The following is a 13,973-nucleotide window of genomic DNA, read 5'->3' on the forward strand; positions in this document are numbered from 1 at the left end:
ATGGACTTCATCACCTGGCCTCAACTGTGGGTACTCCTGGGCATTCTGTTTCTGATTGCCGAACTACTCAGCGTTTCGTTCGTCTTCGCGTTTCTGAGTGTCGGCGCATTCATCACTGCCCTGGCAACGGTTCTGGGCGTAACGCCCGATCTGGAAAATCAATTGTTCTGCTTCGCGGCCGTCACGGTACTGACCTTGCTGATGGGCCGGAAGCCGCTCCGCCGGTGGTTTGACTCCCGAACCAGAAAACAGGAATACGTCGAATCCGTCGGCGACAAAGCCACCGTCACTGAAACCATTCCCGCATCCGGCGAAGGCCGGATCTTCTACCGGGGCACCGAATGGGCTGCGGTTTCAGAGAACGACGAGTCGATCATGGCCGGAAAACCGGTGGTGATCCGGCGGATGGAAGGAAGCCGGGCAGTGGTTTTATTAATGAATAATGAACAATTAACAATGAAAAATGGGTAACGGGCGTCTTTCAGTTGGAGGTGGTTCCCCGGTCGACTGTTAATTGTTCATTATTCATTGTTTATTTACTTAATCGCTTCCGAGACCGGATTGCCGATGTTTCCGCTGGGCTCAAGGATGTGCAATAACGCTGAAACCGTGGAGGCAATGTCGGCAATCTGCGTCCGGCGGGTGGTTTCGCCGGGTTTGATACCCCAGCCGTAAAAGACCAGCGGCACATGGGTGTCGTAATTAAAGAGCGTTCCGTGCGAGGTGCCGCCTTTCTGGTAACCTTCCAGCCAGCCGGGTTGGGTAATCAGCAGCAAATCCCCGCTGCGTTTCGGATGGTAAACGTTGCGCAAAAAATGCAGCCAGTATTCCGGCACGGCATTCGAGTTAACATCGTGTAGATTAACGACATTCAGAATGCCGGGATTTTTCAATAGCGCCAGTTTAACGACTTCGGCCGCATCGGCTATTTTCACCTTTTTCTCACGCAGCAGATCGTGGTTCAGATAAACCTGTGCATTGGCATTTCCAATCACCCACTTTCCGGGGCCAAACGCGTCAGCAAGCGCTTTTTCGGTGGCAGCCCCAACGGTTTTTCCTTCGAGAAAACCGCCCGGCAAATTCAGGCTCATCGAGTACGCCGGGTTGTCGGCGGCACCGTGGTCGGCCGATAGAAACGTGAAATAATTGCCTTTGCCGACCTGCGCATCCAGCGCATTCAGCAATTCGGCCATCACTTTATCCAGCCGCAGGTACTCGTCTTCAATTTCAATGGACGACGGGCTGAACCGGTGGCCGATGGCGTCGGGCGACGAAAAGCTAACGCAGAGAAAATCGGTTTCAGAACCCCGGCCCAGGTTTTCACCCCGCAGGGCAGCAACCGCCATTTCCTTGGTCAACACATCCCCGAACGGGCTAGTGCGCAGTGCTTCGTATTTGCTGCCGAGCGACGCGATGGCCTGGTGCGGAAAAACCGCCTTGGGTTCACCCGCCAGCGGGTTTTCAAACGGTGTATCATCGACCGTACTTTCCACGTATTGATTGATCGGCAACGTGGTTTCCCAGGCTTGAGTCAGGTATTTGTCCGACAGTTTCTGTGCGTTGAAATCTTTAGCCCACTGCGGCAGGTCTTTCATGTAAAACGTACTCGAAATCCAGCTTCCGTCTTTCGAATCGAACCAGTAAGCGGCATTGGCGGCATGTCCGGCGGGCAGAATCGAACCCCGGTCTTTCATCGCGACGCCGATCACTTTGGAGCGTCCCTGCGTCGCCACTTTCAGTTGGTCGGTGACGGTGGTCACCAGCAGATTCCGGGGTGACATTTTTCCCGCCGACGATGAATTCCCAACCGACGAAACCGTCGAATCACCGACACAATAGAGGGTTTTGTCGGAAGCCCGGTCATACCAGTCATTGCCCACAATCCCGGAAATAGCCGGTGCCGAACCGGTGTATACGTGCGTATGGCCGGGTGCCGTGATCGTGGCGGCATAATGATAATGGTTGTTGCGGGCGTTAAAACCGTCGCGCATCATGCGTTTAAAACCGCCTTCCGTATATTTGTTGTAAAAGCGATAGAGGTAGTCGTAGCGCATCTGGTCAACGATAATTCCGACAACCAGTTTCGGGCGACTCAACGTGGTCGGAGTTGCTGCTCCTTTTTTAGCAGCAGGCTGCGCAAACACCAAAGCGGGCGCAAGTAGAAATAATGCAAAACGGGCTATTTTCATGCCGATTTAGAAAAACTATGGAAATTGGTCGGGTTACAACCCCAAAAGTAGTGAACATTTCCCGTACCCGAGTCGTTAGCCGGTAAATGAATTGTTATGACAACCCCAGTCCTTTCATTTAAACCGACCCAAATTGGCCACCGCGGACTCTATTTTGCCGCGGCTATCCTGCTGAGTTGGGCGGGAATGCTGGTTTTTCTACTGAATTACCCGATCGACTGGCAAAACCCGCTCGTTTACCTTTTTGCTCTCATTCAAACCCACCTCTACACCGGCGTTTTCATCACCGCCCACGATGCGATTCACGGCGTGGTGGCGCCGAACAACAAGCGATTGAATTACTGGATCGGTTTTCTGTGCGCGACCTTGTTTGCGTTCAATAATTTCAATCGGCTCAGCCGCAAACACCATTTGCACCACCGGCATTCGGCCACCGACGATGATCCGGATTTTCACGACGGCAACCCCGGTTTTCTGGCCTGGTATTACAGTTTTCTGAAAGAATACATTTCGGTGATTCAGATTGTGTTGATGGCAGTTACCTACAACATCCTGAAAATCTGGTTTCCGATGGAAAATCTGATTGTGTTCTGGATGGCTCCGGCGGTTTTAAGTACGTTCCAGCTTTTCTATTTCGGAACTTACCTCCCCCACCGCGGAGAACACCACAATCCGCCCCACAACGCCCGCAGCCAGAAACTGAACCACATTGCCGCTTTCCTGAGTTGTTATTTTTTTGGCTACCACGCCGAACACCACGCCTGGCCCTATTTGCCGTGGTGGAAATTGCCTGAAGCGCGGGAAATGAATTAACAATGAATAACTTCAGGTATGGAAATAAGCTAAAAGCCTGCTATTCATTGTTAATGGTTCATTTTACTTACTCCTTTCAATCGTATACTGCACGAGTTGCTCCAGGGAAGTGCGATAAGGAGAAGCGGGAAGTTGGAAAAGCAGGGTTTTGGCTTCCTCGACGTAGCGGGTCATGACCGTTGTGGCATACTGGATGCCGCCCGATTTTTTGACGAAATCGATCACTTCCGCTACTTTTTTCGGATTCTCACTGTCGTTTTTAATAATATTGATCATCCGCCGTTTTTCGACCCAACCCGCATTGTTAAGCGCATAAATCAGCGGAAGGGTCATCTTTTTTTCCTTGATGTCGATTCCAAGCGGTTTGCCGACTTCCTCCTCGCCGTAATCGAACAGGTCGTCTTTGATCTGGAAGGCAATACCCACTTTTTCGCCAAAAAGTCGGGCGGTTTCAATCGTTTCGACAGTGGTGTCAACAGAACGGGCTCCTACGGCGCAGCAGGCGGCAATCAACGAAGCGGTTTTTTGGCGAATAATTTCAAAATAAATGTCTTCCGTAATATCCAGCCGCCGGGCCTTTTCAATTTGCAGTAATTCCCCTTCCGAAATTTCCTTTACCGCCCGATTGATCAGTTTCAGAAAGTCGAAATCTTCGTGGTCAACGGCCAGAAACAGGCTGCGCGAAAGCAGGTAATCACCTACCAACACCGCAATTTTGTTTTTCCACAGGGCATTTACCGAAAAAAAACTCCGCCGGTAATTGGAGTCGTCGACGACATCATCGTGCACGAGGGTTGCCGTATGAATCAGCTCAATCAGGGCCGCTCCACGGTAGGTCGATTCGTTGATGGGGCCACAGACACCGGCCGTCAGAAAAACGAACATCGGGCGCAGTTGCTTGCCTTTCCGGCGCACGATGTAATTCATGATCTGATCCAGAAGCATGACTTCGCTTTTCATAAACTGCCGGAATTTCTGCTCAAATGTCTCCATTTCAGCAGCAATCGGCGCTTGTATGTCCCGGATTGATAGTGGCATCGTTGCAATCAGTTCGCCGGACTGGGTGAACCGTAATCAGGGCGCAAGTATACCACTCAAACGCGAACTTCGGGGCAAAACTTCAAAAAATTATGGATGAGGAATTATGAACGATGCACGGAATGACGTTAATTAAGATTTACAATCATCATTATCATCCATTAATTCATCATTCGATTCATGCGTGCGCTGGTGTTAGGGGGCGGATCGCTCAAGGGAGCCTTTCAGGCGGGTGCCATTCAGGCCGTGTTGGAGGCCGGTTTTGAGCCCGAAGCAATTTATGGTATATCGGTAGGGAGTTTAAATGCGGTTTTTCTGGTTCACGAAGCCGGAAAACAATTCGCCGAGCACGGCGCCGTTGACTGGAAAAAAACCGGTCGGCAATTGATTGAATTCTGGGTTCGAAACATCACCCGGCCCGAAGATGTGGCCGTGATCCGATCGCGGTTCATGCTGGGATACAATACGCTTTTTAGTCGTTTCGACGGTTTGCTCGATTCTACCCCCCTCCAGACGCTGATCAAAACCCATATCAAACTCGAAATTCTCGCCAACAGCCCGATTAAACTGAAAGTGGGTACGGTCGATATCATGAATGGCGATATGGTTTATGCCACAAATGAAGATAAATCCATTCTGGATTACGTCATTGCCAGCAGTTCGCTACCGTTTCTGATGCCCGCCGTCTGCATCGGGGGCGACCGCCAGAAGATGTTTCTTGATGGCGGTTTGCGGGAAGTAGCTCCCTTGCGCGAAGCCATCGAAGATGAAGCCAACGAACTGGTTTGTGTCGCCTGTCACGCCCGACATATTTTTAAGGAAAAGTTTAACTACCGCAGTCTGCTGAATTTATCCGAACGGGTCAAGGACATTACGGTGAATCAACTCGTCAACAACGATATAGCCTGGGCAGAACGCTGGGTGGAACGGGAACGACTGCGCGGAAACGACATGCAGCTCACCCTCATCCGCCCCCATGACCCGCTGTATCTGAACCTGATGCGGTTTTCATCCGACGACATTGGCCGGCTGATTGTGCAGGGCTATCGGGATGCGACGGTAGTGCTGCGGGCCGAGGGAATCGGGCGGAAGGCGTAAAGGTTCAGTCCCGCATTTTAAAAATAACCTTTACTGAAATTAGAATAGGCCACCTCCCACCCTTTATTTACTGACCGCCTGATATACAAGTAGTTATAACCACCACACAGCTTAAACCGGGCACAGCTATGAGTTGTTTTAAATACAATCTCATCATTCGGCTGAGCTTTGATGATTACCTTATCGGCCAAGCCAGTGGATTTTGTTTCCAGGTATTTCGTTGCTACAACTTTATCGTTAATCCAAACCGATACAGTATCCTTGAAATCATTCTCAAAGTTAACTATTCGCGGAGAGTTGGGATCGTATTTTTCGATATGTGTGGGAAACCGGTCATTGACATAGACACTTTCAGAAACCGATACGCAATCCAGTTCTACATTCTGCTGACATCCAGCCAGCAAAATCGCAACTATCAATAGCCAAGCAAGTTGTCTCATCACCTTTGCGGTTTTTAGGACGAGACCCGCAAAGTAGCTTTACCGTTGGAAATGAAGAATATACGGAAAGGAAATAGTATGTTCTGGTGAAATTAGCTTAAACTTTATACAAGTGTTGACGTTTTTTCAAATAATCATCCAGCGAAACCGTCGGTTCCTGCCGGGCCTTGACTTCATCATACAATCGAATATCCTCCAGTTCGTCAAGATCCTCAAGCACCTGCTGCCATTGCTGCATCGGCAGAATAACAGAAACCCGCTTTCCCTGAGCAGCTATAATGTATTGGGATTGAATCGCTTTCATGTAGCTTTTATTTCTTTGCTGTCTCTGAATAATGATAAATATGAATACCGAGTCGTACACCAATTCCAGCCATCAGCCTGTCTATCAGGTTCGATGCTGTTATTTTACTCTCAAATGAAGAATATTTCGTCGGGAAGTATATCTTGGGGAATAAACCGCTTAATGTAAAAATCATGCTCTCAAAAACCGGTAACTCCCAGAATGAGGTTTCTACTCCACGGGACATGGCTGCATCAAATAAAATGACATCCCCATCCAACCGATCATTAACCACAACAAATGAGTGACTTAGCCTCTTTTGAGCAGGAATTGATCAACCCATCGGCGGCCCTGGTGGCCGATTTAACCGAACTGGACGGCGACATTATCATTCTGGGCGTGGGCGGGAAAATGGGGCCAGGTCTGGCGCGACTGGCCAGAAAAGCGATCGATCAGGCCGGTATTTCCAAACGGGTGATCGGCGTGTCCCGGTTTTCGGACCCACAACTCCAGATCGAACTCGAAGCCGACGGCATTGAAACCATCTCCGCCGATTTGCTCAACGAAACCGATCTGGCAGCTTTGCCCGATGTCCGGAATGTGCTTTACCTGGCCGGAACCAAGTTCGGAACAACGGGTAAAGAGGCCTTCACCTGGGCCATGAATGCGTATTTGCCGGGTCGGGTGGCGGAAAAATACCGGCATTCACGGATTGTGGCCTTCTCGACCGGCAACGTCTACCCGTTTACGTCGGTAACGTCCGGTGGTGCCACGGAGGAAACCGCTCCCGAACCCGTTGGCGAATACGGCCAGTCGTGTTTGGGCCGCGAGCGGATTTTTCAGTATTTCGCGGAGAAAAACAACACCCCGACACTGATTTACCGCCTGAATTACGCCATCGATCTGCGCTACGGTGTGCTGCTGGAAATTGCCAAATCCGTAATCGCCGACAAACCGATCGACCTTCGGATGGGCAACGCCAACGTCATTTGGCAGGGCGACGCCAACGAAATCGCGATCCGGGCGCTGCGTCACTGTGCGGTTCCGGCCAAATTGCTGAATGTTACCGGCCCCGAAACCGTCTCGATTCAATGGCTGGCGCAGGAATACGGCCGAATGCTCGGCAAGGAACCGGTTTTTATCAACGAAGCCCAGCCAACGGCTTTATTGAGCAACGCTTCGCAGGCGAATCGCCTGTTCGGCTATCCGCGCGTGACGCTGCGTCAGATGATGGAACTGACGGTTTTGTGGCTACAAAGTGGCGGAAAAATCCTGAACAAACCCACGCATTTTCAGGAACGAACCGGCAAATTTTAACATCAACAACGATGACTTTACGGCCTGATATCCGGGATTTATTGCACGAAGGAACTGTCATTCCCGCCCACCCACTGGCTTTGGATCAAAACCGGCAATTCGACGAGAACCGGCAGCGGGGCCTGACCCGCTACTACATCGCCAGTGGTGCCGGTGGCGTTGCGGTGGGTGTTCATACGACCCAGTTCGAAATTCGTGATCCGACAATCAATTTGTATGAGACGGTTTTGCGGGTAGCCGCCGACGAAATCGCAGCCGCTAACCTGGATCGTCCGTTTATCAAAGTGGCCGGGATTGTTGGCCCTACCCAGCAGGCTATCGACGAAGCAACGCTGGCCCTCAAGTACGGATATGATCTGGGTTTGCTGAGCATGGGCGGTTTGCAGGGCTGGACCGAGGCTGCGATTCTGGAACGCGTCCGGACGGTCGCGGAGGTCATCCCGGTTTTTGGGTTTTACCTGCAACCTTCGGTGGGCGGACGCATTTTCAGCTACGATTTCTGGTACCGGTTTGCCGAAATTCCCAACATTCAGGCGATTAAAGTAGCCAGTTTCAACCGGTATCAAACCCTCGACGTGGTGCGGGCGGTTTGCCATTCCAGCCGCCGGGAGGAGATTGCGTTGTACACCGGCAATGACGATAACATCGTGGCGGATTTGCTGACCGCTTACCGCTTTCCGATTGACGGAAAAACGGTTGAAAAACGGTTTGTAGGCGGCTTATTGGGCCATTGGGCGGTGTGGACACAGAAAGCCGTCGAATTGCTGGCCGAAATTAAAACGTGTCTCCAGACCGATAACGCCGGGCTGGCCGAACTATTGACCCGCAATGTGGAAGTGACCGACTGCAATGCGGCTTTTTTCGATCCGGCCCACGATTTTCAGGGCTGCATTGCGGGGCTTCACGAAGTCTTGCGTCGGCAGGGCTTGCTCGAAGGGCGGTGGTGCCTCAATCCGGCAGAAGATTTGTCGCCCGGGCAACTGGAAGAAATCGATCGGGTTTATGCGGTTTATCCGCACCTGAACGATGACGCCTTTGTAAGATCGTTACCAATTAAAAATCAGACCGTTACCACTACATAAGCCACATACGAAGGAGCAGTTTTTAGTCAATGACCATCTTCCGGATTTTCCCGTTTTCGATGGTGTAGACGTGTTTGACCTGGCTATCGGCCACGACCAAGCCATCCTTATCTTTAACCAACTGGTGGACATCGACTTCGACATCGCCATTCGGCCGGAGCTGAAACGCAACGGGTGTGACTTTGGGGTCAAGTTCCCGCCATTGCCGCGTCCAGTAGTCCCGAACGGCCTCGTGACCGTGTACATAACCGCCCTCCCAGCCGTTGGGCCAGTCGACGTCCGAGTGCATCAACGCCAGCACGCCATCGATCTCCCGGTTATTGAACGCTTCATACGCCCGATGGAGTAGTTTCAGATAGCTCACATGCCGGTCAATTACATCTGAAATAATTCGCCAGACGCGTTCCGGTTCTATCTTATAACGGATGGAAAGCGCGTTATTTAACGAACGGCGCAGGAGCACAATTCCTTCCGAATGCCGGTGATCAAATTTCCGGGCATGTTCGGTGACCATTTCGTCGTAAGTCAGAAAATGAAATTTGGTCTGGTTGTCGAAAACCGGTTCTTCATCGCCCTTTTCGATCCGTTGAAAATGCTTGTACCCATCTTTGGCCAGGCTACCAAACTCGTTGCGAAAACCGGTATCTGCGTATATTTCCTCCACCAAAGCCTGATAATCCGTTACCAGTTTTTGTACGGCTTCATCGTGCGACAAATCCGTCAGCCACCAGTTCGTCAGGTTTCCTTTTTCCTGTTCGAAATAACGCTGAAAGGCGGTTTTGAATAAAAAGAGGTATAACCGGTACGCCTTTTCCAGTTCACTTTCCGGCAAAAGTGCCGTGCTGTTGGACCGATGCCGATCGATTCTCAATCGAACAACGGGAAGGTCCGATTCGTTTAACGAGCTGGCTGCGATGGCCTGTTCAATATCGGAGTCAACGGTTTTTAAGCCCCACAGGAAAAAAGAAAGATCCCTCATTCGGGTCCTTTTTCCGTCGGTATCCAGCTGATGATACGGATCAAGGAGATCTGAAACCGGGTAAATCCCCTGCCCAAACCGAATCATCCGTATTTCTTCCTCCAGGCTCAGCATGTTCGACTTATCTCACAATTGCGATACCAATGTAAGGAATTTTACCATTTCATCTATGAAATCTTCACTTCGTAAACAGCGCCCGGACCTCGGCAGGCCGGTCGGTCGTTAAAATATCCGCTCCCGTCTGAAAAAACGTTCGGTAATCGTTTGCCACTTCACTCAGCGGTTTTTCGTCCAGATTACCGGGGCCGAAAGTGCTGACCGTACACGGAATCCCATCCCGATGCAGTCGTTCGTAAAATTCGCGATTCTGCCGGGCCGACAATCCGATCAGGTGACGAAGCGACAAACCGGCTTTCTGGAGCGTTTCGCCGTGATTGGCTTCGTTGAAACCCACCGCAACCCAGACGTCGGGATAGTCTTTCCGGACGCTGAGCGCATCTTCCGTTGAGTAACAGATGATAAACACGCTGTGTAGCGCTTTTCGGTCCGCAATGGCTTTTATCACTTTCCGCAGATCAACACCCGGTTTCGCATCGATTGCCATCAACACCCGACCCGCGCCCCATTTCAGTACTTCGTCGAACAGCGGAATGCGCTGGCGGGTGGGTTTGCCTTGCAAATCGCGGAGAAAAACCGCCTTCAATTCGGCCCACGTCATGGCTTTCAACGAGCCTTTCCCGGTGGTCGTTCGTTCGATTTCATCGTCGTGCAGCATCGCCAGCACGCTGTCTCTGGTCATCCGGACGTCCATTTCAAGAATCGCTTCGGGAACCTGCTGGTAGGTATGCCGAAAAGTCTCCAGACTATTTTCCGTCTCCGAAGCCTGCGGACCGCCCCGGTGCGCCAGAATGAGCGGAATTTTACGATCCGGGCGATACGCAAAAACCGCTTCCAGTTCTTTCGCCGTCGTATATTTTGGCGCTTTCTGGGCAAAAACCGCTACTGAATGCAGTAAAATCGTGCCGATTAAAACTAGTTTTTTCATAATTCTGAGAAAAAAGAACCCCCACCGAAAGACTCCGGCGGGGGCGTAAAAAATACTGTTGACCGATTAATTAAAGATATACCGGATACCGATCTGCGCCTGATACACCGCATTGATGTTCTGGGCGGGTACAAACGAATCTTTCAGCAGAACCGTCTTTTTGTCGATTACCTGCGTGGCAATCCGGTACGACGGCACACCGGCCGTGCTGATACTTGCCAGCGCCAGCGGGTTGGAGGTAGAAGAGGAGGTCGACGCCGTCAGCGCGTTACCGAGTCCCCAGCTGTTGTTGAGCAGGTTACCAATGTTCAGAATATCAGCCCGTAGCTGGATCGTATTCTTCTTTCCTTTGGCTCCAACGGCTACGTAAAACTCCTGAATTACCGTGAAGTCGAAACGGGTCAACCACGGATACTGACCCCCATTCCGCTCGGCATACTGACCCCGACGGGTTTTCAGGTAGCTGTTGCCTTCGATATAGGCATCGAAAGCCTGCTGCTGCTGCTCCGGCGAGTATGTTACCGCCGGATAGGCCGGGGTTGTGGCTGTTGCCGCCTGGGCAGGAACCGTCAGCGGCACGAACGTCAGTTCAGAAGCCGTTTTCGGAACGTACAGCAGATCGTTGGTCGTCTGTCCATCCAGGTTCACATCCTGGTTGTAGGTATACGAAATTTTGCCTCCGCTGGCCGAAAGCATACCGAGGGTAAAGATCGTGGCCCCTCCGATTTTACCACCGTAGTTAAGGCGGTAGTTCACATACCCCACAATCTTGTGACGCAGGTCGTTGTCGGAATAGGCGTTTGTCAGGTAATTCTGACCGTAGACCGTCGGAACGTTGGCCTGCACGGTACTTCCTACGAAGGCGATGTCACGGGCTTCGCCGTAGGTATACGCCAGCATTCCGCCCAGACCACGGGCAGCCGGTTTTTCCAGTTTCGCCGTGATGATGTATGAACTCCCTTTATTGGTGTTTCGCAGTACAAATGCGTTACCGATATTGGAGTTATAATAGCGCGCTTTGTTCACCAGGTTGTCCTTTCCGGTACCGGTATTGGCAACGCCAAACGCCGGAAACAGTTGCCGGTTATCCGGACCGCTCAGGGTTTTGCCCGCAACGGGTGCCTGCAGGTTGGCATCGATGTAACGCAGTGCCTGAATGTTTTTATTGAAAATAAACTCCAGCGATCCGATCAGTCCCCAGGGCAATTTCTGGTCGATGGCCAGGTCGGTTTTCCAGATTTGCGGGTATTTTAGATTCTGATCTTCGGCGTTGATCTGGTACGGAGGCAGATCGGCGATCGCAACGGGTTTGGGACGAACGGACTCCGGCAGCTTGCTGGGGTCGGTCACAAATGGGAATCGCGTTGTGTTGGTTTCGGTATAAGCGGCCGTATTCACCCCGTTGTTACCCAACTGGTTGGAAATCAGCACTTCCGGAATACGTGACACGAAAATACCGCTTCCGCCCCGAATCTGGGTCGTTTTATTGCCCTTCACATCCCAGTTAAAACCAACCCGGGGCGACAGCAGCAAACGGGCCTTGGGGAAGGTTCCGGTCGTCACTTGGTAGTCCTGCCCATTTTCGTTTTTGAAAGTCAAACCGGCCACAATCGGGTTGTTAAAATCCTTCGCCGTGCTGTTGTCGTACTGGAAGATATCTCCCCGCAAACCAACCGTCAGTTTGAAGTTCGGGCTGGCCTGGAATTCATCCTGAACATAGGCGCTGTACAGGTTACGTTTCAGGGTCTGCAAGGGTTCACCACCACCCGGAATGAGGGAAGTCCGCAGGTTATAGCGGTTCACCGTCACCGGCGACGTCGTGCTGTTCGGGTTGGTAATGGAAGCTAAAGCCGCCGTCTTGAAATCGTCGATGGAATTGTACACATACACCCCGTTCGACGATGGGAAGAAGACGTTGTTCGACGTATAATGTTCAAAAACCAGACCCGCCGTAATCGTGTGTTTACCGGCAAAATAGCTAAAGTTATTCGTGATGTTCATCGTCGAATAATTCAGTTTGTTGTTCGGCGTAAACGGATCAAAACCGATGGAGGTATACGTACTTCCGTCTTTCAGAATGTCGATGGTCGGAAACAAACCGGTTTTGTACGTCCGGTCTTCAATCTGCTTGTTGTAAGTGAAGATGAGGTTGTTGGCAAACTTGCTCCCGAAATTCGAGGTCAGCTCGGCCGCCAACGAACGGGTGTTGTCGGCAATCAGGTAGCCCGAGTTTTCCGGTGAGATCGCGCTGCTGCTGTTGGTCCGGTTTCCGTTCCCCGCCGTGTTGCTACTGTTGCTGTTGCTGATGATCGAGCCCGTTTCGGAGTTGTGGTGCGAATACCGGACCGACAGTTTGTGCTGATCGTTGATGTTGTAATCCAGCCGGATCAATCCTTTGCGGCTTTTCACGTCGTTATTGAAGCCATCGTACGCGCCCAGGCTGCGGCCAAAATTGGTCTGCATAAACTGATCCAAGTCCTTCATATCCGCTTCTGTTACACGCGACACGTTACTGCCCGACTGCCCCCGGTTCAAGCTCCAGGTCAAAGCGGGGGTGCTGCTGTCGAACATTTCCCCGTTGACGAAGAAAAACAGTTTATTTTTGATGATGGGGCCGCCCAACCGAAAACCGTATGTTTTTTCGCTGACGTTGGGAGCCGGTGAAAGCAACGTTCCATCCGCTTTTTTACCCACCAAGCTGTTGTTGCGGAAGAGTGTGTAAGCCGATCCCGAAAATTCGTTGGTCCCGGAACGGGTTACGGCGTTGACGCCCGCACCCGTAAAACCCGACTGACGGATGTCGAACGGTGCCACGTTGACCTGTAACTGGTCGATGGCATCCAGCGAAACCGCCGTCGTTCCGGTCCGGCCACCGGCCAGCGCCGAGCTACCCAAACCAAAACCGTTGTTAAACACCGATCCATCGATCGTAAAATTGTTGAAACGCGGGTCCTGGCCGGCAAAAGACTGGCCGTTTCCGTACGGATTGTACTTGGAAATATCGGTGATCGACCGGCCAATCGTCGGAATGGTGTTGATGGCGTCGCGGTTGAAGGAAGCAGCCGCACCCGTCCGGTCGGAACTGAAAATAGCCCCCCGGTTTCCCGAAACGACAATCTCCGAAAGCTGGGTACTTTCGTCGGCCATCGCAAAATCGACGTTGGCGGCCGTACCTAAACTCGCCAGAATGTCACTTTTGACCTGTTCTTTAAATCCCACAAATGTTGCCGTAACGGTATACGGCCCTCCTACCCGAACGTTCGGGAATGTGTAACGACCTTCGCTGTTGGTAATGGTTCCGTAACGAGTTCCGGAGGGCGTATGCACCGCAACAATCGTTGCACCGGGCAGGGCCTCTCCTTTCTGATCTTTCACGAACCCCGCGATTGAAGAAGAGGTTACCTGGGCTTGAACATTACTCCCGCTCAACAGGACAATGGCCAGTCCACTCAGTAACGTGACGAGGTAGACAAACAGTAATTTTCTGTTCATAAATAAGGATGATTTGGTTAAATTTGGTTTGAAGTGTATCCTAAACTCGCTACAGTTCACCACAAAGAAACGACATTTTTTTTTGTGACTCAAGCAGGTGTTCTTAGTAAAGTACTATAATAACATTTATACAACCAAGCAATCTGTAAAAACTCCATAAATCTGTTTTTATCGTTCAATTTTGGCATATTAATTTT

The 13,973-nt window shown here is 51.3% G+C and carries 12 protein-coding genes; 5 read left to right on the forward strand and 7 right to left on the reverse strand.

All coding sequences use genetic code 11. The features are described 5' to 3' along the window. Complete coding sequence (locus EHT25_RS21335) at positions 1 to 471, forward strand: NfeD family protein (RefSeq protein WP_124877205.1); 471 nt, start codon at positions 1 to 3, stop codon at positions 469 to 471. A gap of 65 nt (positions 472 to 536) precedes the next feature. On the opposite strand, the gene pafA is transcribed toward EHT25_RS21335, so the two are convergent. Further along, a complete protein-coding gene (gene pafA / locus EHT25_RS21340; protein ID WP_124877206.1) occupies positions 537 to 2,189 on the reverse strand; it encodes an alkaline phosphatase PafA in 1,653 nt (550 codons plus the stop codon). Between the two features lie 96 nt (positions 2,190 to 2,285). Here pafA and EHT25_RS21345 point away from each other — a divergent pair, with 96 nt between their 5' ends. After that, positions 2,286 to 3,002: a fatty acid desaturase gene (locus EHT25_RS21345; protein ID WP_124877207.1), complete on the forward strand. Its 717-nt coding sequence runs from the start codon at positions 2,286 to 2,288 to the stop codon at positions 3,000 to 3,002. A gap of 63 nt (positions 3,003 to 3,065) precedes the next feature. On the opposite strand, the gene EHT25_RS21350 is transcribed toward EHT25_RS21345, so the two are convergent. Further along, positions 3,066 to 4,040: a polyprenyl synthetase family protein gene (locus EHT25_RS21350; RefSeq protein WP_124877208.1), complete on the reverse strand. Its 975-nt coding sequence runs from the start codon at positions 4,038 to 4,040 to the stop codon at positions 3,066 to 3,068. Positions 4,041 to 4,220: 180 nt separating this feature from the next. Here EHT25_RS21350 and EHT25_RS21355 point away from each other — a divergent pair, with 180 nt between their 5' ends. Further along, the gene (locus EHT25_RS21355) at positions 4,221 to 5,138 is read left to right on the forward strand and encodes a patatin-like phospholipase family protein (protein WP_124877209.1); all 918 of its coding nucleotides are present in this window, start codon (positions 4,221 to 4,223) and stop codon (positions 5,136 to 5,138) included. 17 nt (positions 5,139 to 5,155) lie between these two features. Here EHT25_RS21355 and EHT25_RS21360 read toward each other — a convergent pair whose 3' ends face one another. Together EHT25_RS21360 and EHT25_RS21365 are read right to left on the reverse strand one after the other, a co-directional pair. Beyond that, entirely contained in the window at positions 5,156 to 5,578 is a 423-nt protein-coding gene (locus EHT25_RS21360) for a hypothetical protein (protein ID WP_124877210.1), read from the reverse strand. Between the two features lie 97 nt (positions 5,579 to 5,675). Beyond that, a complete protein-coding gene (locus EHT25_RS21365; protein WP_124877211.1) occupies positions 5,676 to 5,882 on the reverse strand; it encodes a hypothetical protein in 207 nt (68 codons plus the stop codon). A gap of 279 nt (positions 5,883 to 6,161) precedes the next feature. Between EHT25_RS21365 and EHT25_RS21370 the strand changes: the two genes are divergently transcribed. Further along, positions 6,162 to 7,178: an NAD-dependent epimerase/dehydratase family protein gene (locus EHT25_RS21370; protein ID WP_124877212.1), complete on the forward strand. Its 1,017-nt coding sequence runs from the start codon at positions 6,162 to 6,164 to the stop codon at positions 7,176 to 7,178. A gap of 11 nt (positions 7,179 to 7,189) precedes the next feature. Beyond that, positions 7,190 to 8,260, forward strand: coding sequence for a dihydrodipicolinate synthase family protein (locus EHT25_RS21375; RefSeq protein WP_124877213.1), 1,071 nt, complete (start codon positions 7,190 to 7,192; stop codon positions 8,258 to 8,260). Positions 8,261 to 8,282: 22 nt separating this feature from the next. On the opposite strand, the gene EHT25_RS33025 is transcribed toward EHT25_RS21375, so the two are convergent. From EHT25_RS33025 to EHT25_RS21390, 3 genes are all read right to left on the reverse strand, one after another. After that, positions 8,283 to 9,353, reverse strand: coding sequence for a DUF5958 family protein (locus tag EHT25_RS33025; RefSeq protein ID WP_221622319.1), 1,071 nt, complete (start codon positions 9,351 to 9,353; stop codon positions 8,283 to 8,285). Between the two features lie 64 nt (positions 9,354 to 9,417). After that, positions 9,418 to 10,284 carry a glycerophosphodiester phosphodiesterase family protein gene (locus EHT25_RS21385; RefSeq protein ID WP_124877214.1) on the reverse strand — a complete coding sequence of 289 codons (867 nt, stop codon included), beginning with the start codon at positions 10,282 to 10,284 and terminating at the stop codon, positions 9,418 to 9,420. Between the two features lie 66 nt (positions 10,285 to 10,350). Then, complete coding sequence (locus EHT25_RS21390) at positions 10,351 to 13,776, reverse strand: TonB-dependent receptor (RefSeq protein WP_124877215.1); 3,426 nt, start codon at positions 13,774 to 13,776, stop codon at positions 10,351 to 10,353. Positions 13,777 to 13,973 lie beyond the last annotated feature (197 nt).

The sequence above is a fragment of the Larkinella rosea genome, from assembly GCF_003858635.1.
GTDB classification, from domain to species: domain Bacteria; phylum Bacteroidota; class Bacteroidia; order Cytophagales; family Spirosomataceae; genus Larkinella; species Larkinella rosea.